This window comes from Flagellimonas chongwuensis (genome assembly GCF_013376415.1).
GTDB classification, from domain to species: domain Bacteria; phylum Bacteroidota; class Bacteroidia; order Flavobacteriales; family Flavobacteriaceae; genus Flagellimonas; species Flagellimonas chongwuensis.
The window spans coordinates 877317-898861 of sequence record NZ_WYET01000001.1 but is presented as its reverse complement, the minus strand read 5'-3'; the positions used below and the strand labels follow the sequence as shown (position 1 = coordinate 898861).

At 39.5% G+C, this 21545-nt stretch carries 23 protein-coding genes; 14 read left to right on the top strand and 9 right to left on the bottom strand.

Features of this window, described 5'->3' with window-relative positions; translation table 11 throughout:
• Positions 1–193 precede the first annotated feature (193 nt).
• Positions 194–1318 carry a Fic family protein gene (locus GUA46_RS03950; RefSeq protein WP_176619375.1) on the top strand — a complete coding sequence of 375 codons (1125 nt, stop codon included), beginning with the start codon at positions 194–196 and terminating at the stop codon, positions 1316–1318.
• A 120-nt stretch (positions 1319–1438) separates the two neighbouring features.
• Here GUA46_RS03950 and GUA46_RS03945 read toward each other — a convergent pair whose 3' ends face one another.
• From GUA46_RS03945 to GUA46_RS03935, 3 genes are all read right to left on the bottom strand, one after another.
• Positions 1439–3280, bottom strand: a complete 1842-nt coding sequence (locus GUA46_RS03945) for an ATP-dependent nuclease (protein WP_176619374.1) — start codon at positions 3278–3280, stop codon at positions 1439–1441.
• A 110-nt stretch (positions 3281–3390) separates the two neighbouring features.
• Positions 3391–3630, bottom strand: a complete 240-nt coding sequence (locus tag GUA46_RS03940; RefSeq protein ID WP_176619373.1) for a helix-turn-helix domain-containing protein — start codon at positions 3628–3630, stop codon at positions 3391–3393.
• 13 nt (positions 3631–3643) lie between these two features.
• Positions 3644–3844 carry a helix-turn-helix domain-containing protein gene (locus GUA46_RS03935; RefSeq protein ID WP_229418424.1) on the bottom strand — a complete coding sequence of 67 codons (201 nt, stop codon included), beginning with the start codon at positions 3842–3844 and terminating at the stop codon, positions 3644–3646.
• Between the two features lie 128 nt (positions 3845–3972).
• Between GUA46_RS03935 and GUA46_RS03930 the strand changes: the two genes are divergently transcribed.
• Positions 3973–4437, top strand: coding sequence for a hypothetical protein (locus GUA46_RS03930; protein WP_176619372.1), 465 nt, complete (start codon positions 3973–3975; stop codon positions 4435–4437).
• Here GUA46_RS03930 and GUA46_RS03925 read toward each other — a convergent pair.
• Positions 4434–5471 carry a helix-turn-helix domain-containing protein gene (locus GUA46_RS03925; RefSeq protein ID WP_176619371.1) on the bottom strand — a complete coding sequence of 346 codons (1038 nt, stop codon included), beginning with the start codon at positions 5469–5471 and terminating at the stop codon, positions 4434–4436. The two genes, GUA46_RS03930 and GUA46_RS03925, sit on opposite strands and share 4 nt — an antisense overlap.
• Positions 5472–5650: 179 nt before the next feature.
• Here GUA46_RS03925 and GUA46_RS03920 point away from each other — a divergent pair, with 179 nt between their 5' ends.
• The 6 genes from GUA46_RS03920 to GUA46_RS03895 all read left to right on the top strand — a co-directional run bounded on the left by GUA46_RS03920 (position 5651) and on the right by GUA46_RS03895 (position 9716).
• Positions 5651–6334 carry an SOS response-associated peptidase family protein gene (locus tag GUA46_RS03920; RefSeq protein ID WP_176619370.1) on the top strand — a complete coding sequence of 228 codons (684 nt, stop codon included), beginning with the start codon at positions 5651–5653 and terminating at the stop codon, positions 6332–6334.
• Between the two features lie 158 nt (positions 6335–6492).
• Entirely contained in the window at positions 6493–6654 is a 162-nt protein-coding gene (locus GUA46_RS03915; RefSeq protein ID WP_108245962.1) for a DUF1328 family protein, read from the top strand.
• 102 nt (positions 6655–6756) lie between these two features.
• Positions 6757–6909, top strand: coding sequence for a hypothetical protein (locus GUA46_RS03910; RefSeq protein ID WP_313790851.1), 153 nt, complete (start codon positions 6757–6759; stop codon positions 6907–6909).
• 139 nt (positions 6910–7048) lie between these two features.
• Complete coding sequence (gene cls, locus GUA46_RS03905) at positions 7049–8470, top strand: cardiolipin synthase (RefSeq protein ID WP_176619368.1); 1422 nt, start codon at positions 7049–7051, stop codon at positions 8468–8470.
• 88 nt (positions 8471–8558) lie between these two features.
• On the top strand, positions 8559–9023 hold the full coding sequence (locus GUA46_RS03900; protein WP_108245965.1) for a hypothetical protein: 465 nt from the start codon (positions 8559–8561) through the stop codon (positions 9021–9023).
• A 63-nt stretch (positions 9024–9086) separates the two neighbouring features.
• Positions 9087–9716 carry a hypothetical protein gene (locus tag GUA46_RS03895; protein WP_108245966.1) on the top strand — a complete coding sequence of 210 codons (630 nt, stop codon included), beginning with the start codon at positions 9087–9089 and terminating at the stop codon, positions 9714–9716.
• On the opposite strand, the gene GUA46_RS03890 is transcribed toward GUA46_RS03895, so the two are convergent.
• A complete protein-coding gene (locus GUA46_RS03890; protein WP_176619367.1) occupies positions 9713–11236 on the bottom strand; it encodes a GH3 family acyl-acid amido synthetase in 1524 nt (507 codons plus the stop codon). The genes GUA46_RS03895 and GUA46_RS03890 overlap by 4 nt on opposite strands.
• Positions 11237–11320: 84 nt before the next feature.
• The gene (locus tag GUA46_RS03885) at positions 11321–11617 is read right to left on the bottom strand and encodes a hypothetical protein (RefSeq protein ID WP_108245967.1); all 297 of its coding nucleotides are present in this window, start codon (positions 11615–11617) and stop codon (positions 11321–11323) included.
• A gap of 296 nt (positions 11618–11913) precedes the next feature.
• On the opposite strand from GUA46_RS03885, the gene GUA46_RS03880 reads away from it, so the two are divergent.
• The 4 genes from GUA46_RS03880 (at position 11914) to arsM (ending at position 15129) form a co-directional block, all read left to right on the top strand.
• Positions 11914–12141, top strand: a complete 228-nt coding sequence (locus tag GUA46_RS03880) for a hypothetical protein (RefSeq protein WP_176619366.1) — start codon at positions 11914–11916, stop codon at positions 12139–12141.
• Positions 12142–12740: 599 nt separating this feature from the next.
• Positions 12741–13355, top strand: a complete 615-nt coding sequence (locus tag GUA46_RS03875; RefSeq protein WP_108245969.1) for a TIGR04282 family arsenosugar biosynthesis glycosyltransferase — start codon at positions 12741–12743, stop codon at positions 13353–13355.
• The gene (locus GUA46_RS03870) at positions 13352–14167 is read left to right on the top strand and encodes a purine-nucleoside phosphorylase (RefSeq protein WP_176619365.1); all 816 of its coding nucleotides are present in this window, start codon (positions 13352–13354) and stop codon (positions 14165–14167) included. The genes GUA46_RS03875 and GUA46_RS03870 overlap by 4 nt, the downstream gene beginning before the upstream one ends.
• The gene (gene arsM, locus GUA46_RS03865) at positions 14164–15129 is read left to right on the top strand and encodes an arsenosugar biosynthesis arsenite methyltransferase ArsM (RefSeq protein ID WP_176619364.1); all 966 of its coding nucleotides are present in this window, start codon (positions 14164–14166) and stop codon (positions 15127–15129) included. Before GUA46_RS03870 ends, arsM begins: the two co-directional genes overlap by 4 nt.
• A 1-nt stretch (position 15130) precedes the next feature.
• Here the strand turns inward: arsM and GUA46_RS03860 are convergent, their stop codons facing one another.
• The 3 genes from GUA46_RS03860 to GUA46_RS03850 all read right to left on the bottom strand — a co-directional run bounded on the left by GUA46_RS03860 (position 15131) and on the right by GUA46_RS03850 (position 18200).
• Complete coding sequence (locus GUA46_RS03860; protein ID WP_176619363.1) at positions 15131–16153, bottom strand: N-acetylmuramoyl-L-alanine amidase family protein; 1023 nt, start codon at positions 16151–16153, stop codon at positions 15131–15133.
• Positions 16154–17086, bottom strand: a complete 933-nt coding sequence (locus tag GUA46_RS03855) for a hypothetical protein (protein WP_176619362.1) — start codon at positions 17084–17086, stop codon at positions 16154–16156.
• A 100-nt stretch (positions 17087–17186) separates the two neighbouring features.
• A complete protein-coding gene (locus GUA46_RS03850; protein ID WP_176619361.1) occupies positions 17187–18200 on the bottom strand; it encodes a glycoside hydrolase family 113 in 1014 nt (337 codons plus the stop codon).
• 130 nt (positions 18201–18330) lie between these two features.
• On the opposite strand from GUA46_RS03850, the gene GUA46_RS03845 reads away from it, so the two are divergent.
• Together GUA46_RS03845 and GUA46_RS03840 are read left to right on the top strand one after the other, a co-directional pair.
• A complete protein-coding gene (locus GUA46_RS03845) occupies positions 18331–19680 on the top strand; it encodes an NAD(P)/FAD-dependent oxidoreductase (protein ID WP_176619360.1) in 1350 nt (449 codons plus the stop codon).
• Between the two features lie 175 nt (positions 19681–19855).
• Positions 19856–21466, top strand: a complete 1611-nt coding sequence (locus GUA46_RS03840; protein WP_176619359.1) for a 4Fe-4S binding protein — start codon at positions 19856–19858, stop codon at positions 21464–21466.
• The last annotated feature ends 79 nt before the right edge of the window (positions 21467–21545 follow it).

Below are 21545 nucleotides of genomic sequence, written 5' to 3'. Positions count from 1 at the left end.
ACTTCCACGTATTTTTGAACACTTTCTTTTTTCTGCCCCTACAAACCACAACTATACTGGAATGAAGCCGTTTTTACAACTTCACTCCTTGTTATTGTAGTTTTTTTTATTTTTTTACAATAAAAGAAATGACAGTGTAGATATTTTTATTATTTTACAATGAAAAGATATGGAGTTGTAATTTGAAAAATACATGAAAAATTTTAAAGCGGGCCAATATATTAATCAGGGATATTACAAAAGTTTTCAGCCCGAACCCATCAATAGACAATGGCTCTTGGAAGACATGGAACTTTTGCAGCTATTATCGCAAGCCGATAGACAACTGGGAAGATTGGACATGTACAGCGAACACATACCCGATATTGATCTATTCATTAGTATGCACGTTCTTAAAGAAGCTACCCAAAGTAGTAAAATCGAAGGTACGCAGACCAATATGGAAGAGGCATTACTTGACAAGGAAGATGTAAGTCAAGAAAAGAGAGATGACTGGGAAGAGGTTCAAAACTATATTCTTGCCATGCAAAAAGCCATTGAAATGCTGGGAGAAATCCCGTTTTCCAGCCGCCTTATAAAAGAAACCCACAAGATTTTGTTGCAAGGGGTGCGAGGGGAGCACAAAATGCCCGGTCAATTTAGAACAAGCCAAAATTGGATAGGGGGAGCCTCCTTAAATGATGCCATATTTATACCGCCCGTACACAACACTATTGGAGAACTAATGGGCGACTTGGAAAAATTTACACACAACGAAGAACTGTTCTTCCCTGATCTGCTCAAAATTGGAATCATACACTATCAGTTTGAGACCATACATCCCTTTTTGGACGGAAACGGAAGGGTAGGCAGGTTATTGATTACACTCTATCTGGTAAACAAAGAAATTTTAAAAAAGCCCATACTCTATCTATCCGATTTCTTTGAACGCAACAAGACCTTATATTATGATAATTTAATGCGTGCAAGGACCCATAACAATATTAAACAATGGCTCAAGTTTTTTTTAGTGGGAATCATTGAAACTGCCAAAAACGGGGTGCAAACCTTTAACGATATACTTAAATTGAAACAACAAGCGGAATTGAACATCCAAACCCTGGGCTCTAGGGCCAACAATGCGCAAAAAGTATTGGCCCACTTACTAAAAAGGCCAATCGTTGATGTAAACAGAGTGGTAGAAATAACGGACGTCTCCCAAAAAACAGGTTATAATTTAATAGACGATCTTGAAGAACTTGGAATACTGACCGAAGTAACTGGAGGTAAAAGAGGTAGAGTGTATGTTTTTAAAGAATACCTAAATCTTTTTAATTGATTATACTACTCGACAAAGTTTATTTCAAAGAGGTCTGGTTGGGCGATAAACATGGTTTTTGTTTGAAATTCAGTGCCCTTAGTTACTATTTATTATCTTCTAAAATTATTATAGTTGCTATTACATCTCAATTTTAGATGGATTAGTATCTTGATTAAATTCGTAAATTATCTCACCCAATTCCCAATTGTCAAATATTTTTAGTTTACAAGAATAACCAACCGCTTTTATTTCAAAGCTTTCTATTTCAAGGACTCTAGAAATTGCTTTCCATTCATTTCCCAGATAGTTGATTATAGATTCTTTAGAATTAAAAGATTTATTGTTAGCCCCCTTTTGAATATTAAAAATTAGGTCAGATAATAGGTTTTTTATTTGCACTTTATAATCAATTTTACTTGACGAAGGGAAGTCAAGCAATATCTCATATAAACCATTATATCTAGATTTCAATTCGGAATCATTTAACTGAGTGATTATCTGAAGTTCATCCTCTAAAGTTTTCCTTTTTAAGTCTTCTTGAATTTTATATTTATTTCCTTGATAAGAAGGGAAATAATTTTCAAGTGCCCCATTTTCTAATAGATATACTTGATTCTTTTTCAAGGAACTAATTAGACTGTCTATCTTGGACTTTATAAAAATGAGGGACCTATTTTCTATGAAGTCTTGAAATGAATCTTTATTAGTGTTTAATTGAATTAAAAAGGCTATTCTAGCTTTTCTCCAAGAATCAGAATTATTTTCAGCTAAAGATCTTTCAATAAATCTTTTTAATTCAGATAAGCTTTCAGGAACTTCATTATCTCTAATTTTTTCAATATGTTGTTTTAGGCTTCTTTCAAGGTCACTCACGGCACTTTGGAAGTTCTCACCTGCTCCGATAGAACTTAAATAATCTTTTATCAAATCCGAAGTGTCAGCACCTTTCCTAAGTTTATAAGTAAATAAACTGTCTAAATCAAAGATATAATAAGAGTGTTTCCCTAAATATTCTGATAAATAAAAATAATTTACAATTTGGTTGTTTCCTCCAACATCAATAATACAACTTCCAGCACCCTCAAAAGATACACCTCTTTTGTTTTGTATGGATTGAAAAAATATAGCATCAAAAATACCTTCTACAAAAATCGGACTATCGGCAAAGAACAATTGTTTATGATGAACATTTAGTTGAGAAATTAGATTTTCAAATTGAACCAATTTTTCATACTCAAGATTCATTAGATGAGATGGCACATCAAATTTGGTGTTAAAAGAAACTATCGCTTTTAAATCTTCTAAACTCTTTATATCAAGAATAAATGGAGAATGTGTAATTAAAACAACATTTTTCTTTCGATATTTTTCATTTTTAACTACTCGTCTAATTTCTTGAATAAGATATGATTGAAACTGTGGATGTAAGTTCAGTTCAGGTTCATCAATTATCAATGATTCATATTTGTCATCGTACAAATGAGTTAGTAAAATCAGTAATTCTTTAATTCCGTGACATTCTTCTTTATGTAGTTTATATGATTTTTCAGTATCTCTGTTATAAGCTATTGGTTGTAATCTTCCACTATCCCATTCCATTCGGATCTCTCGGTTTAAAAGCTGTGAAAGAGTTGCTTCTATTTGTATTCTTAAATCATATTTTTCTTCAAGCAAAACAAAAGCATCAATACCGTACCCAAGTTTTGTACTGCTTGTAATATATTGCCCAAATTGTTCCTTATTAAAACCCTTTTCAAATCTGTCATCACCAAAAATAGTATCATAACCTTTGTGATTTGCTGACATTCCTGATAATCTGTCTGCACTTAATGTTCTACAATTTGGAAGGTGTTGACTCAATTCTTCAGCAAATCTTGTTTTACCTGAGCCATTAGGACCGACTAAAAACATAAGGTTTGGAATTTTTTCAAATTCTATTTTCTTATTCTCCCATGGAATTGGTAATTGAATTTCTAACATTTATTTGAAATTAGTTTTAAATGAGTAGAGTATGTTTACAGAAACACAAATCACACTTCTATACCTCACAAATTAGGAATAAAACTGATAATCAGTACAATCTATTCAAATCAATCCTCAAACTCAAAAAGCTGCGGAATACTTACATCTAGAGCTAAGGCTATTTTTTGAAGTTGAAGAATATTGGCTGCCCGCTCACCCCGCTCTATTCTGCCTATCATATTACCATGAACCTTGGCCTCAAATACTAAATCAGCCTGGGTCATCCCTTTTTCTTTACGTAAGCGACGTATGTGCTCACCGAATTTAATCAGGAATTGTTCTTCTTCTTTTGTCAAATCATTCAACATGGAAGGAAATTGCCTATTCATCAAAACCCTCAGCAAAAAAATCGGTGATACTTAAATCAAAATAGGCAGATATTCTTTTGATAGTACTGAACTTTGGGTCCCATTTGCCAGTTTCAATTCGTCCAAAATGGATTCCAGTATCATTGTAGGCGTCTTCTTGGGTAAGATTTTTAGCTTCTCTCAAGCCCTTAATCCGGCTAGCTAAGTCCTTCAAAAAATCAACATTTTGGTCGTCGTTGTCCATCATACGACAGCAATGTCAAAATTTTAGGTGTCGAAATTAATGACGTAAACGTCATTTTATCTAAATTTGAAAATTCCCAATCATTAAAATTACCTACCATGCCATCACATCCTATTTCATCCACATTTACCAACTTCCTCCACCAAACTTCCCCTGCCCCGTTACAAATTACTTTTGCAACCCTAGAAATCCACAACTCCCAAAACGGGCAATTCCTAAACCATGTGTGTCGGCCGCAGAGCCGCCTTATCCTTAAAAAAATACCTTGTAGCGATCTAGCAGAACTTACGGTACTGGATAATCTGGTGTTCCGCTTTTCCTTTCAATTCCGTATGCCGCAAACCAAAGAGTTCCATACTATAGAAATGCTGTCCCTACCCCGCCCTTTGGACCACGGCAAGCTGCTGGTAGATGAAGAAAAAATAATGCTATCCTTTAGGATAGATGCCCCCGACCCTTCCCTTAGGGTGGAGGTAACGCATACCTACCAAGGCATTTGCGACTTAAAGGAGCTCTCCCCGCTACTTTCTCGCAAACCCGTAGGGCAACAAGACAACGGTTAGCCCTCCACTTGGGCGCTTTTTTTGTTGTTCTTGAATTCACTGGGGCTCAGCCCAAATTTCTCCTTAAAGATCTTGGAAAAATAGCTCCGGCTCGTAAACCCGATGGAGTAGACCACTTCGGAGATGTTCATTTCGGTGGTGGCAATGTAGTTTCTGGCCAGTTCCAAACGGGCGTGCCTAATATACTCGGTCACCGTTTTGTTGTAGAGCAGTTTAAAGCCTTCCTGTAGTTTGGCCTGGGTGAGCCCGGTCTCGGCCGAAATGTCCTCCAACGAAAAATCCTTGGCAATGTTCTTTTCTATCTTTTTGGCATAGTTGCGAACCACCTTTAACTCCCTTTTCAGCAAACTGGTCTGCGGTCTTTTATCCAACACCTCTTTGTTGTGCTGAATCATGTGCATGGATAGAATCTGGTACACCAGCCCCTCGATCATCATTATGCGGATCATACCTTTGGTCTTCACCTTTTTTATGGCCGTTACCACCTCGGCCATTTTTAGGTTGTAGGATCCGTAGTAGGCAAAAACCTTTTCGTGATCGGTATCCAAAAATACTTGGTACAGCTTTTTATTGAGTTCTTCGCCTTGGTTCAACCTTTTGCGCAAAAATGGTTTTCTGCGCACCTGTATCACGGTTTGGGAAATTTTTATATCCTTGGGAAAATACCTGTCAGTGATCCCGCCATCGCGATTGGTAAGGATAACGGACTGGAACTGCTCCATGATCTTTATCTTATCTTCTGGCTGGTACCCGAACTTATGGCCACAATAGCCCTCCAAACAATAATAAAAACTGATCGGGTTAAAGTCGGATGTATCCACTTCTATCAAAACCTCATCAAAAAAGGTAATGTCCAACTCCAACAGGCTCACGCCCCAGTCAAACGTTATAAAACGTATAGTGCCCTTTGCCTTGTCGTTGGAAACTTTCAACTGGTGCTGCCCCCACTGCTCTTCAATAGCTCCTCCTAAAACATTTTTTATCTGCTCCACAGATTCCGCAGTATCTTGGGCCTTTACTTTAATTTTGATCATTGGGTCTACAACTGACTTTTATTTGATTATTGGGTCTAAATCCTATAAATATACTCTTTGTTGGCCTTTGTACAAGGTCAGTCCCCTAATTACATATATCGAAAGCAACACGATTAAAATTATTTGCGTTAACCTTTCCGAGCTTCTTTTGCTTACTTGGGGTCATATTACAGAAGATTATGATTTACAAACTTTCAAATGAAGCTAGCACAAGCGAGATAGAAAAGGAGTTTGGAATTCCCTTCAGATATCCAAATTTATACACTCCCAACCCATTGATTAACGGCTTTAATGAGACCAACATAAGCGTGGTGACAATGGAAAACAAAAATGAAATAACATTTGCCATATGGGGCCTTATGCCGCAGGACTTTAAAGAAGATTGGCACATTTTCCAAGACAATGCCAATACTTTGAACGTGCAACTGGATGAATTGGAAAACGTTTCTTGGATGAAGGATTCTTTTAAAGAAAGGCGTTGCGTGATCATTGTCACCGGATTTTACACCCATTTGTTGGACAACGGCAATACCTGTAGCTATTATATCCATCAAGAATCTGAAAAGCCGTTCTATTTGGCAGGCACTTACAATATGTTGAACGACGGATTTTTATGTACCGCACTGATGGTAGGCAAAACCGACAACTTTGTTTCTAACTACCACAACATCAGCAACCTTGCCCCTATTATTGTTCCAAAGGAAAAAGTATCGGTTTGGCTGAACGATGGCCATGACATGGAAAGCCTCAAAGAAATTATTGAAAGGCCACATAACACCAAGTTGAAAGCCAAACGTATTTCCAACGAATTCTTTCTTAAAAACTTGACCTCAAATTATCAGATAGATTCCCTGTTTTCCTAAAAAATGAAGACAAACCATTATGCATCAATCTATTAAAATTCTATTTTTTTGAGTCAACATATAATCGGAAAACGGCAAGCTTCGGGAAAAAAGTGAACGACATTTGTAATGTACCGATTAAAGGATAATCGGGCACTAACTTAAAAAACACTACTATTATGTTACGTTGGACAATCATCTTTATCATCTTGGCCATTATTGCCGGTGTATTCGGTTTTGGTGGAATCGCTGCAGGTGCAGCAAGTATAGCCAAGATTCTATTCTTCATATTTATTGTACTGTTTATCATATCGTTGATTTCAGGAAGAAAAAGATTATAAAACCAAGAAATACAATAAAATCATTAACCCTTAAATATAGAACCCATGAGAAAATCAATAAGTTTATTCGCACTTTTTATTGCAATGGCGCTTACCTTGAGTATGACGAGTTGCAGAGAAACAAATGAAGATAAGGCCGAAGAAGCCGTCGAAGAAGTAGAAGATGCAGCTGAAGATGTAGGTGATGGTATCGAAGACGCCGCCGAAGACGTTGAAGACGAAGTAGAGGACGCTACAGACGACAGCCCTCAATAAAATAACCATTAGCACACACTGGAAAAACTCTGGCACCATCGCCAGAGTTTTTTTTGATTCGCACCAATTTTACCACAAAATACAGGAGCAGTAAATTCATTTCGTTATACCTTAGGAGAAACAAACACCGCCATTAAATGTGAATACCGCTCTAACCGCAATCTACATTCTTACTTCCATTTGGGCCATTGGTGCGGTTATCTACCATGGCAGGAGGCCATCAAGATCCATAAGTTGGGCGCTTGCCATTATTTTTCTCCCCTATTTGGGCGCGGCACTCTATTATCTATTTGGTATGAACCGCCGAAAGTTCAAATTTTTCAATACCAAGGAGTTCGACAAAAGAAATAAGTACACCCACCCCAAGATTTCCACCCAAGAAAAATTCTTGACCCATTTTGATGACGATATCCGAAAAGAACGGCTCAATAGATTGATCGAGACCAATTCCGACAGTACAGCAAAAAAAGGCAACTCCATAACAGCGCTCCAAGATGGGGGCGAAACCTTCAATGTTCTTTTTAAGGCGATGGAGAAAGCCGAAAAGTTCATCCACGTTCAATACTATATTTTGGAAAGAGGCACCCTACTGGACAAAATGCTGGAGCTTTTTAAAAGAAAAATACGAGAAGGCGTAGAAGTTCGAATCATCTACGACTCCCTTGGAAGCTACAAGCTACGTGGGCGGCCCAGGAAAGAGTTTGAGGACATCGGCGTAAAAATATATCCCATAATGCCGATACGGCTGACCAATTTGTTGTTCTCCCTTAATTTTAGGAACCATCGAAAAATCGTCATCATCGATAACAAAATTGCCTTTACCGGTGGTGTGAATGTATCGGACAAATATATAAGTCGAAAAAATGAGCTGGGCAAATGGAAAGATATCCATCTAAAGCTCGAAGGCCCCATTGTAAACGATCTACACCTTATTTTTCTGAAAGATTACTTCTTTGCGAGCAACAAGGAAGATTTTCATATCCCTGATTACCTTACCGAACAGCAAAAGGCCGGCGATGTGGATGCACAACTCGTTGCAGGGGGACCAGATTCGAAACATCCCACTATAATGCAACAATACATTGGAATGATGAACCAGGCTCAAAAGTCCATTTGTATAGCAAACCCCTACTTTGTACCGGGAGAGGCCTTTCTGGAGAACATGAAAATAGTTGCCATGGAAGGTGTGGAAATACGTTTGTTGGTTCCCAAAAAATCCGATTCGCAAGCAGCTAAATTTGCTATGTTCTCCCACTTTGAGGAATTATTGGAAGTAGGGGTCAAAATTTATTTTCGGCCCGATTTTTCCCATAGCAAGATCATGATCGTGGATGATGACCTGGTCTCCATCGGTTCCGGGAATTTTGATATTCGGAGTTTTGAGCTCAACTACGAGACCAATATTCTTATCTACAACAAGGAAATAACAACAGAAATGATCGGCGAGTTCGAAAAACTATGTGAAAAAGCGGATTTGGTCACATTGGAACGCTATCAAAACAGAACGATCTGGCTAAGATTTCTTGAAGGTCTTTTCAAATTCTTCAAACCCGTCATCTAATCTTCCTGCTTATTTGAATCAATGATTAATTTATTTGAGATAAGCAGATTCTGGGACAGAATTACCTTTGTGTCAAAATAAAACTATCATGAAAAACGCAATTTTATTTCTATTTTTAATCGGAGCAACAGCACTTAGTGCCCAAAGTATATCCAAGAACGCATTGGGTATAAGAGTTGGCGACAATGACGGTTTTGGAGGGGAAATCTCCTATCAGCGTTATTTGCACGAGAACAACAGATTGGAGTTTGACCTTGGTTGGAGAGATTCCGATAATGTAGAAGCCTTTAAACTGGTAGGTCTTTATCAGTGGGTAATGCCCATAGATGGAGGATTCCATTGGTACGTAGGTGCCGGTGGTGGTGTTGGGTCTTTTGATGCTGGTGAAAACGATGGTGCATTTGCCCTGATCGCTGGTGATATAGGTATTGAATACGATTTTGATATTCCATTGTTGATTTCGTTGGATATGAGACCGGAAATTGGTTTCAACGATGACTACTCGGACGACCTTGACCTGGATATCGCCCTAGGGCTTAGATACCAGTTTTAGAAAAACAAATAATCACACTAAAAAGGGCAAATTGTAATTTGCCCTTTTTTTAACCCATAAATTTTGAAAAGAAAGCTAAAACTACTTTTACTACTGTCCCTATCGGTATTTTTAGTTATCAGTATTTTGAAGAAACCCAAAAACAGCATACCCGAGAGCATCGAGCAAGAGGCTAGAATTGCACTGGGCTACTTTCCGGAACTAGAGGGCATCCCTATTGAGTTCAAGTTCAAAAAGAACATCAAAAAATCGGTAATGCAGGCCCAACCTACTTGGAGCGGTCTGCTAAAACCAAAGAACAAGCGCAGCTATGTGATCTTGATCAGTGAAAAGTTCAAGATATCCGGTGAAGAGTTCAAGACCGTGGATGTACCCAAAGATGTTTTGGTCGGGTGGATAGGTCACGAACTGGGCCACGTAATGGACTACCAGCAAAGGGACAACCTAAACCTCATAGGATTTGGCATTAGATACGTTTTGCTAAAAGAATTTGTGAAAAAAGCCGAGCGTGCGGCAGATTCCTTCGCCGTGTCCAGGGGAATGTCTGAATACATTCTGAAAACAAAGCGGTTTATCCTCGACAACTCTGAAATAGACGAGACCTACAAGACACGTATTAAACAATATTACCTTTCTCCTGATGAGATTATGGAAATGGTAAAAGAACTGGACTCCATAGAAGGAAATGGTTAAGCTTTTTGGGATACAAAATCCTCCCATTCCTTAAAACGTTCCTCTCCCATTACACGCTCCATTTTCACTTGTCCTCCTTTTTTCTTGTTGGCACCGCTCCATTCGGCAAACATCTCTTGGGGCACAAAGTGCACTTTCACACCTTCCAAAGCTTTGCTACGTGCCACTTTATAGTTTTTATTGGCGCTTTTTAAATAATCGTCCAAAACGTTGGCAGTTTTCTCTTCGTCCAATTTGCTATCGGAACCCAAATACCATGTGTGGTAAAATCCATCATCGAAACGTTTGGCACATAGCGTGTATTCCGGCACTTTAATGTCTAGTTCATCTTCCAAATGCTTCACGGCATCGTTAAGTTTGTTTACGGAAAGCTGTGAACCTACGGTGTTCAAAAAGAATTTGGTGCGACCTGTAATCTTGATTTCGGCCCGTTCCACATCGGTAAACGCAATGGTGTCTCCAATGATGTATCGCCAAGCGCCAGAAACCGTTGAAATAATGAGAACATAGTCTACATCTTCCTCAACCTCATCCAAAGTAATCGAGGGAGCATCATCTGTCAATGAACCATCTTGGTTAACATATTTGGGTTCAAAGGGAACAAACTCAAAATAGATTCCATTGTCCGTAATTAATTTCATGGAAGAGGTTTCCGGTCTGTTCTGGCAGGCAAAAAATCCTTCCGAAGCCAAATAAGTATCAATAATTTGAATCGGATGGTCCAACAACGCATTGAAACTTTTTTCGTAAGGTTCAAAAGCAACCCCTCCCGAAGTGTATGCACGTAGATTGGGCCATATTTGATGGATATTGTCCACATTATGGTACTCAATAACTTTTTTAAGCATAAGTTCCATCCAGGATGGGATACCGCTCAAAGCTCCTATATCCCAGTTCTTGGCATTTTTGGCAATGGACAGCACTCGCTCGTCCCAATCATCGATTTTGGCAATTTGGTCGCCGGGCTTATAGTATTTTTTAAACCAAAAAGGAATATTGCTTGCACTTATCCCACTAATTTCCCCCTCTTTTTTACCGTCTCGCTCTTGCAGGTTGGTAGAACTTCCCAACATCATGATCTCTTTCTCAAAAAAGTCCGCAGACATATCAAAATTGCTCATCGCATAAACTTGATGCCTCCCTGCTCGGGTTATGGAATCGATCATATCTTCGGTTACCGGAATCCTTTTGGATTTTTTACCTGTTGTACCTGAACTTAGAGCAAAAAAGTCAGGACTTCCAGGCCAAGCAATATCAGGTTCACCATCAATGGTCCGGCTCCACCACTCTTCGGTGATTTTTTTATAATCGTGATAAGGTATGGCCTCCGCAAATGCTTTTTGAATATTATCCGACTCCAAAATGGCGGCAAAATCATATCGCTTGCCAAATTGGGTATCCTTGGCCCTGTCCAATAATTCATTAAGTACCTCCTTCTGTTCGTCTATAGGATTGGGTTCGCTGCTCAAGGCCTCTTTTGCCTCGATAACCCCTTTGATAATGTTTCCAATAATTGCCATATCGAATACTTTTAATAAAGTAAAATTACCCATATCCATAGATTGGGATTTACTCAATCCATTTTTTGATCAACGTAAATGATCTTAAAAATTAAGTGTAGCAAAAACAGGTGAAGAGATCTTGGAAATTTTCTTGGAAACGGGCTGTTTCAATTTGTTGGCAATTTTGGAATAAAGAGGTTCAGGTGTATCTCCATGCACCGAGACGTTGCCTTTGACCGCATCTATTTCTATTGCCACCAAAGAAAGATAAGGCATCAGATGTTCCGCCTCTTTTATTACTATCTTTACTACCTGAAGCCGCACGGCATACTCTAAATCCACCTTTTGTTTGTGGTCTAAAGCAGTCTTTCCCGTTAAGCTCTTCCAGATGATTTCCAAGTCAAAAAATTTTGGACCAAAAGTACTTCAAATAATGATAAACTTACAATTAAGTTACATTAATTTAACATTGAAATTGATTTGGACTTGTCGTTTTCAACAAATTGTCCAATAAAAAAGCAACACAGAATCAATTACTTAACACTTTTTTGACTATCCTATTTAGATTTTTTCAACACTTCACCAAGAGACTTCTTAATGTTTTCATAAATATGAAAATCAAATCGTTCCATAGGCAAAAAATATCAAACTAACTCTTATATTTAGCCGATTGCGAATAATTTTAAAAACAAAAAATGACCCACGAGTTACTACAAAAGGCGGAAGAGTTTGAAAAAAGGCCCATGAGCCACATGTCCACCAGCGATAGGGTTAAGGCCTCAAGAGAAGCAAAGAGCTTGATTCTTTCGATCAACGAAATTTATAAAAAGACCAAGGATTCCAAATTAATGGAAACCATGAAGAACATTACCGCTAAAAAGCGTAAAATAGAAAAACGGCTCAAAGGTTCTCCTTTGGCTTAATTCATTTTTGGGGAAGGGTGTTGATTATATTAAAAATGCATCTTTCCCCAACAACATCCTCATACTACCTCCCTTAAAACCTTCCTAACACACTGTTTTTCAACAAATAAACCGTTTATTGGACAGGAGTCGCTATATTCCAATAAGTTCGTTTTTTCCATTTACATAACTTTTACGACCAATTATGCCCAAAAAAGTGCAACCAATAAAAATATAGATTGCACACGGGTGTGTTTTGAATAATTTAGGGCTGAAGTTTTAACCCAACTAAAAACAAACACCAAAAAATGAACACTGTAGAAGCAAAGCTTGGATACCTATTTTGGTACGCTGTAATTGCACTATCCGTTTACTCTCTTTTTAGCAGCATATACTTATACATTAGTTAACTATACTAAACACTGGCCCAATCCAAATTACCCATAGTTAAAAAATGTGTCTCAAAAAGGGCCCCGTTACAGGTGCCCTTTTTCATTGCTATCCCATCCCTTCAAACAACCATATCTCTTTTTTTAAAAATCGTACCGGAAAACATCCTGTCCTCAGAATTACTCTCTATCTTTAAGCAGCGTTTTTAACCCCAGCTAAATCCAAATAAGTTGAGCAAAAACCTACTTTTAATTCTTACCCGCAACCCCGAACTTGGTAAATGTAAGACCCGATTGGCTTCTAAAGTAGGGGATAAGGCCGCATTGGAAATTTATAAGTTTTTGTTGGACAAGACCGTGTCGTTCACCAAAGATTTGAAGGTTGAAAAATGGGTCTACTATTCGGAAGAGGTTTGGGAGAATGATATTTGGAACAACAACTTATATTCCAAAAAACTCCAAACCGGAACGGATTTGGGCGAACGGATGATGAACGCTTTTAAAGAGGGCTTCCAAGCAGGTTTTAAAAACATCATTATTATTGGAAGCGACATGTACCATCTGAATCAATCCGATTTGGAAGAAGCATTTTCAAAACTTGAACATCACGAGTATGTGATAGGTCCTGCAGAAGATGGAGGATACTATCTTTTGGGAATGAAATCTTTAAAAACAGCATTGTTCCAAAATAAAAAATGGGGAACAAACACCGTGCTTGCCGATACTTTATCCGATATAAAAGAGGACAGTTTCGTTCTTTTGAATGAAAAAAACGATGTCGACTACTATGAAGACATTAAAGATATTGAGGCCTTTGCGCCATTTTTAAAACACATGAAAAAATGACAAAAAAACAGATAGCAGAATCCGTTGAATACTTAAAAAAACGAGGATTTGAAACCCCTGAAATTGGTATTGTACTGGGCACAGGGCTAGGACAATTGGTGGACAGCATTGAAGATTCCATTGAGGCACACTATAACCATATTCCTTATTTTCCGTTGGCCACAGTGGAATTCCACACGGGCAAATTGATTTACGGAAGCATTGAGGGCAAGAAAGTAATCGTAATGCAAGGACGCTTTCATTTGTATGAAGGTTATGATTTTTTGGATATCACCTATCCTATTCGTGTCATGCACCAACTTGGTATCAAAAAACTGTTTGTCTCCAATGCTGCTGGCGCCATCAATCTTGACTTTAAAAAAGGGGATATTATGCTGATCGAAGATCACATCAACCTTCAGGGAGGTTCACCTTTAGCATTTAAAAATGTATCCGAATTCGGCGACCGATTTGTGGATATGAGCGAACCTTATGACCCAGAAATGCGCAAAAAAGTCATTGCTATTGCAGAACGTGAGAGCATCTCATTAAAAAAAGGTGTATATGCCTCTGTAGTAGGTCCACAATTGGAAACCAAGGCGGAGTATCGGATGCTTAAAATAATGGGCGCCGATGCTGTAGGCATGAGTACCGTACCGGAAGTAATTGTTGCCAATCATTTACGACTACCTATCGTAGCGGTTTCCGTACTGACAGACGAATGCGACCCGGAGAACCTTGAACCCGTTAAAGTTGAGGAGATTTTAAGGATTGCTGGGCAAACGGAACCCAAAATGATCAAACTATTCAAAGAATTAATCAAAGAACTATGAGCTATTTAGACGCCACCCAAGACCTATACAAACAAGCAGCACTAACACCCGATGTGGGGCTTTGCTGCACCACTAACCCCATTTGGCAGTTCCCCGGGCTTTCCATTCCCAAGATCATGCAAGAGATGAACTATGGTTGTGGAAGCACGGTTTCCGCGCAAGACCTGGTAAACAATCCCAAGGTATTGTACGTGGGTGTCGGTGGCGGAATGGAGTTATTGCAGTTCTCTTATTTTTCTAGACAAAAATGGGGTGTCACCGGTGTGGACTCAGTTGATGAGATGTTGGAGGCTTCCCGAAAAAATTTCAAAATAGCCGAAGAAGAAAATAATTGGTTCAAGAGCGAATACGTGAATTTGGTGAAAGGTGATGCATTGAATCTTCCTGTGGAGGATGAAAGTATTGACGTGGCGGCACAGAATTGTCTTTTCAATATTTTTAAGATAGATGATCTTAAAAAAGCCGTTTCCGAAATGTACCGGGTACTGAAGCCCCATGGAAGATTGGTGATGAGCGACCCTATTTGCGAACAACCGATGAGTGAGGAGCTTCGTAATGATGATAGACTTAGGGCTCAATGCCTGAGCGGTAGTATTCCCTTGAAAGATTATGTAAAAGTGTTGACGGACGCTGGTTTTGGTACTATAGAAATTAGAGGTAAACGATCGTACAGGGTATTATCTCCCAACCATTATCCGACAAAAGAGATTATCCATATCGAGTCCATTGAAATAGCGGCTATAAAAGACCCTATGCCAGCGGATGGCCCCTGTGTTTTTACGGGTAAAACAGCCATCTATTTTGGGGATGAAGCCTATTTTGACGACCAGAAAGGGCATATGCTACTACAAAACCAACCTTTGGCGGTATGTGACAAAACAGCCGCTGCCTTGGCCAGTGCTTCGGATGAAATATTTATAAGTGAAAGCACATACCACTACAACGGTGGCGGATGTTGCTAGTTTATTTGGAAACAGCTTCTTTAGAAGACTCATAATCCAACAAAATTCCCTCGGAAATCCATTTGGCCAGTGCCTGGCGGTTATCTGGGTCTAGGATTCTACGTTGGTCTTTTTTGCTTCTGATATTGCCTATTTCGATATAGGCCATGGCGGGGAGCGTGTTTTTAACTACGTACAAACTGCTTCTCTCCATAAAAGTTCCGTTGTACAGTCGGTTGGGCTGGAATTTTTTATACTTTCTTAAAAATGTCTGGTGAATGCTCTCTGCCAGCCTTTTTCCGTTGGTACTCTTTTCGTGATGGTAGAAAAACACATCGATATTAGTGCCCTCGCCCCTACTATCTACATGTGTGACCAAAAGGCGTTGGTATTTCCCTGTATTCTTTGCGTACAGGTCATTGACCGCTTTGGTTCGCTGCTTCAATCGTTCCAATTGATCTAAAGGAATAGGCTGTGACTGAACGGTTTCGTCCGTATCCAATTCAAGGACTCTTTTGTCCCGAATGCCATCATTCTCATCTTGCACTATAATATGCACATCTGCTCCGTGGGATATCAGCTCTCGAGCCAATCTTAGAGTCACATCATAGGCATACTCATCCTCTGCAATCAATTTACCATTATGCTTTTCTATGGCTCCCGGGTCGGGGCCACCATGGCCGGAAATCAAATAATACACTGTATTTTTTAATCTTGAACTTGCCTTGTCCACCTTTTTAAAATCCTCCCCAAAAATGGAATAGGTGATTCCCTCTTCTACCGTTTCAACCGTTTTTGTTTCCAAAGTATCGGGCAGCATATACTGCCTGCCCAGAATCAAGGATTCATCCTCGCCCAAATCCTCTGCATTTAGTTTCACAAAGTTGTTGTAATGTTTTGTTGGGCTCACCCCGTGTCTTCGCAGTAACGAATAAATACCATCACCTTCTTCCGCCATGACCTTGGGAAATTCCTCTTGGCCCCATAGGGTGGACTGTGCCAAAAACAAAACACTTAAAAATGTGGTAAGCTGTAAAAATCTCATTTAGTTCTCGAATTCTAAATCAACATAATCATTAATAATGCCATTGCTGATCAAATCGGCAAATTCTTTTTTATTTGGTTTGAGTGATATCTTGCTTTTAGATGTCTGACTCGTATTCTCTATCGTCATTATACTAATGGCGGGGAGAATATTTGTAGCCAGATACAAGCTGTTTTTGTCCTCAAAAACCAAACTGGATTCATCAATAGTGGTGCTGGAAACGTTGTTCTCCCTGAATACATTCTGTATATTCTCTGCAAAACGTTGGCCTTGGATGCTTTTGTCATAGTGGTATACAGCCACTGCCATGTTACCTTTCTCGATTACATTCTCTGTGCGGATCAACAACACCCGTTGGTATTTTCCAGTGTTCTTTATGTATCTTTTGTTGATGACCTGTACATAGTCTCCAAAAGTATTGTCAATAGAAACTTCTTTATCCTCTGAGTCACTTATCAAGTGATCACCCATAACATACACATGGGCTCCATTCAATATTAATTCTCTTGCAATACGTTGCGTAACATCATTCACAAAGCCGTTATCCGTTTCAGAGCTATTCTCAACAATAAGATAGTATACAGCATCTTTCAGCTTATCACTTTTAAGGGACATCTGAGCCAGTTCCTTATCAAAAATGGGAGTTTCTGAGTCTTTTACCGTCTCGACCATTACGCCAGTTTTCTTTAAGGAATCATCCGCATAAGGAACCCTGTACTCTTCACCCAGTTTGAGGGCGGTTCCTTCTGCTATTTTATCAGAATTCAATTCCAAAAATTCCCCGTAGTGTTTGGCAGGGTCAAGACCTTGTTTGCGCAGCAGCGAAAAAATACCGTCACCCTGTTCGGCAACCACATTGTAATAGGTACTTTCCTGTCCCAAAATAAATGTACAGGCCCATACCCAAAAAAGAAGGGATAATTTTAGTCTCATTGCTGTATGTTTTTGGGTGGGATGTATTGCAAATATGGGGAAAAAACACATAGCATGGTCACGAATTAGTCCAAAATTTCCGACAAACCTTTCCTTGTTCCTAAAGACTTGATTTCTTTCCGTGGGCATACTGTCTCCGTATAACGGATTCAGCCGGTTTGTTCTGCGGTGTAAAGCGGTTATCCTCTATACCGCCAACTTCATCATGCTGCATAAACCACTTCCAAACAAACCCTCCTGCAAACCAGTCTTCGTTCCAAAATTGATCAAATATTACTTGCGTTGCATCGGCTTGCGCCTTTAGGTTCACCCGTTCTTGGTTGCGGTCCACCAACCAAGGTTTCTTGCCCGTAAAATCCATACTTCGGTATCCGAACTCAGTGAATAAGATTGGCCTGCCCTCTTTTCTTGCAAGTTCGCGCATTTTAGTCTTCCAAGGCTGCCAGCCCAGCGTTAGTGTTTCAATTGTAGGATTTTGTTTTTCGCATAACGGGAAATAAGCATTCACGCCAATATAATCCAATTCAGCCCAAAAAGGAGTATCATCATATTCGTCCCAATTGGAGGCATATGTGATTTTACCGCTATAAACATCACGGACCTTTACAATGAGCTGGTTCCAAAAATCAGGTCGCTCCATCACAAAGGTCTTCAGCTCCGTACCTATACAAAAAATATCACTCCTGGTTTCCTCCGCCATTTCAGCATAAAGCAGAATAAAATCCTCGTAGGAAGCCTCCAGTTTTTGCCATTCTTCTTCGGATGCCATCTTCATGTTACCGGTAAATTTTCCATCCCAAATCCAGATTTGGGGCTTTACCATCACCTTTACCCCATTTTGATGCAGCTTTTCTATATACTGCTTCGCACCTTCTCTTCGCTCCCCAAACCATTGTCTATCCGTATTGAAAATCAGTTCTGGAGAATCCAGATCACGAATAAATCCAAAAGGCATTATGGCCGCATAGTTAGCCTGCACATCAAGAACTGGGTCAATGTGATGCTGCGCCACTTCCTCTCTAGACGAGACAAAACTGACACCATTGACTTTGTCAATCTTACTACTGGCGCAAGAAGCAAAAACAATAACCCATAAAAAATATAGCTTCTTCATACTAACTGTGAACCCCCTCTAAAAATAATAATTTTAAAACAGCTATTAGCTGCCAAATTCTTATTAATTTTCATTTTACTGTTAAGTTCTTTCCGCAAAACTCGACATACAAAACAATCAAACCCAACCCATGGAACACATCGTCATTATTGGAAATGGAATTGCTGGCGTTACAGCCGCAAGGCACATTCGAAAGCTTTCTGACAAAAAAATCACCATTGTTTCCGCAGAATCTGAATATTTTTTTTCCAGAACGGCTTTGATGTATGTCTACATGGGCCACATGAAGTTTGAACATACCCAACCCTACGAGAACCACTTTTGGAAAAAGAACCGAATCGATTTAATAAAAGGGTACGTTACCAACGTCAACACCAAAGAAAAATTCATACAGCTTGATTGTGCTGCAGACCTCCCTTACGATAAACTTATTATTGCCACAGGATCTAAACCCAACAAATTTGGATGGCCCGGTCAAGATTTGGACGGCGTTCAAGGACTGTATTCCAAGCAAGACCTGGAACTCCTGGAAGAGAACGCTCCCAACAACAATATCTGTAAGCGAGCAGTAATTATCGGTGGTGGGCTTATCGGAATCGAATTGGCCGAAATGCTCCGTACTAGGAATATTCCCGTTACCTTTTTGGTGCGTGAGAAGAGTTTTTGGAACAGCGTGCTACCTACGGGCGAATCGGAAATGATCAACGAACACATTCGGGAACACCATATTGATTTGCGCCTGGGTGCCTCGCTAAAGCAAATCAATCCGGACGAAAACGGAAGAGTGAAATCCGTGACCTTGATAGAAACAGGTGAAGAAATTGAATGTAATCTCGTTGGTTTAACCACTGGCGTTACCCCAAATATTGATTTTCTGATGGATTCGGGCATCGAATTGGGGCGTGGTGTAAAAGTGAACCGGTTTTTGGAGACGAATGTTGATGATATATACGCCATTGGTGATTGTGCGGAACAGCACGAAGCCATTGGCCATCGACGCCCAATTGAAGCGGTTTGGTACACAGGTCGGATGATGGGCGAAACACTGGCCCAGACCATCTGCGGTAATAGAATGGAATACAAGCCCGGGCATTGGTTCAACTCCGCCAAGTTCTTGGATATTGAATATCAAACCTATGGTTGGGTATTTTCGGAAAAAAGAAAAAAAGAGAACGAAGTGCATTTCCATTGGAAACATCCCAAAGAAAAACTGTGCATTACCATAGCTTTTGATAAGGTTTCCGAAACGTTGTTGGGCATCAACACCTTTGGGATTCGTTTGCGCCATGAAATTTTTGACCGATGGCTAAGCGAAAGTAAAAGTATCGATTATGTGATGGAGCATCTGAGGGACGCCAATTTTGATCCTGAATTTTACAAGGGTTTTGAATCGGACATTGTTTCAAAATACAATTCCGATTTTACAAAATCCATCAACCTGAAAAAGAAAAACCTAAAACGCATCTTCCAACTGAATTGATTGGTTTATGGTTCAGGGTTAATGGTTTTTTAAAAGTTTAAACCCATAAAAAGATAAATTTTGATTTTGGGAAGTTGGTCGGAACTATTAGTCAAAAAACAATTAAAGCTAGGATAAGCAACATTGGAAAAGTCATCTCCAATTGGAAAATATCTGAATAAAGAAACAACAAACAATGAACAGTCAAACATATCATAAAAGCATGGCCCTAACCGGCGAACCACCAAAAAGTTTGAGCATTGCTCAAAAACTTGCCGTCCTATTGGGATTTTCGGGAATGGGTATTTTGCTATTGGCCATTTTTAACGTCAATTTTCCTAATAAAACTTTGTGGCTGACCATGTCCTTATTGGCTATCAGTATTGGAACTATTTGGTTTTCATGGGATGCGTATTCCCAAAAAATCCCTGGCATTAAAAATGATGGCGTTTGGTTCAAGTCCATTTCCAGCAGAGGACTATGGGCGTGGCTAGCAGGGTTGGCCCTGACAGGTTTTTATATTGTACTTTATTTTTATCCAGAATATCTTGGTCTTGTCAGCGAAGGAGACAACAAAGGTGTAATCGGCCTTTTTGACCCGCTTAGCAAAGTATTGAACGGTAATCCGGCAAGTCAATGGTTTGTTTACGGCACGCTGTACACCGTGGCTATTTTAGTTTTCGGCATCAAGTTCCTGTGGAAATACCGCCATAACCGTTACGAAAGATTAAGAACGTGGAGCGTGATGTTTTTTCAATTGGCCTTCGCCTTCATCATCCCTGAATTGATGGCCCGCTTGAACGGACATAAAATTTTGGATGGTGGCAGCCTCCCTTATTACGACCTTAAAAATATTTGGCCCCTCAATTATTACAATTTTGAAAGCTATCGGATTAAAGCGTTCTTAACTTCGGGGGAAATTGGTTTCGCCCTTTTGATTTTCGGTATCCTGTCCATTTTTGTGATAACCCCCATCCTAACCTATAAATATGGTAAAAGATGGTACTGCTCCTGGGTCTGCGGTTGCGGGGGGTTGGCAGAAACTGCGGGAGATTCCTTCAGACAGCTAAGCGATAAATCCACCTTTGCATGGAAAGTGGAACGCTGGGTGGTGCACAGCGTTGTGGTATTCGTAACTTTGATGACCACTGCCGTAATCTACTCCTATTTGGGCACCGATACCAGCAAATACTGGTTGACCAAAAGCTCTTTCTTAATTGGCGTTGCCGTATTACTTACTTTAGTTTTTGGTTGGGCCATGATCTTTAAAAGAGACCAGCTTCAAAAAGATGCACAGTACGGGGCCATCGGTTACTTTATAATCATCATTGCCTTGATTAGTTTTCACTTTTTTAGTGGTGACGGAGAGGTTTTTCTTTTCAAATCAGGAACGCTACGTAAATCGTATTCCTTTTTGATTGGGAGCATATTTTCGGGGGTTATCGGAACAGGCTTCTATCCCATCTTTGGTAGCAGGGTATGGTGCAGATTCGGCTGCCCAATGGCCGCCATCCTCGGTTTTCAGCAAAAACTATTTTCCCGATTCAGGATTACCACCAATGGCGGACAATGCATTTCTTGCGGAAACTGTTCCACCTATTGCGAAATGGGCATCGATGTACGCGCTTATGCTCAAAAAGGTGAAAACATTGTACGTGCCAGTTGTGTGGGCTGTGGAATATGCTCCGCAGTATGTCCACGTGGTGTACTTAAATTAGAGAACGGTCCATTGGACAAAAGAATAGATAGTAATCAAGTTTTATTGGGTAATGATGTGGATTTGATGACGTTAGTGAACAAAAACTAAACATCCAATAAAACTATATCCCACCTCTTTTATTTTTAGATATCCTTAACATTTTTTCGGTTTATTGGTTTAGTTTTGA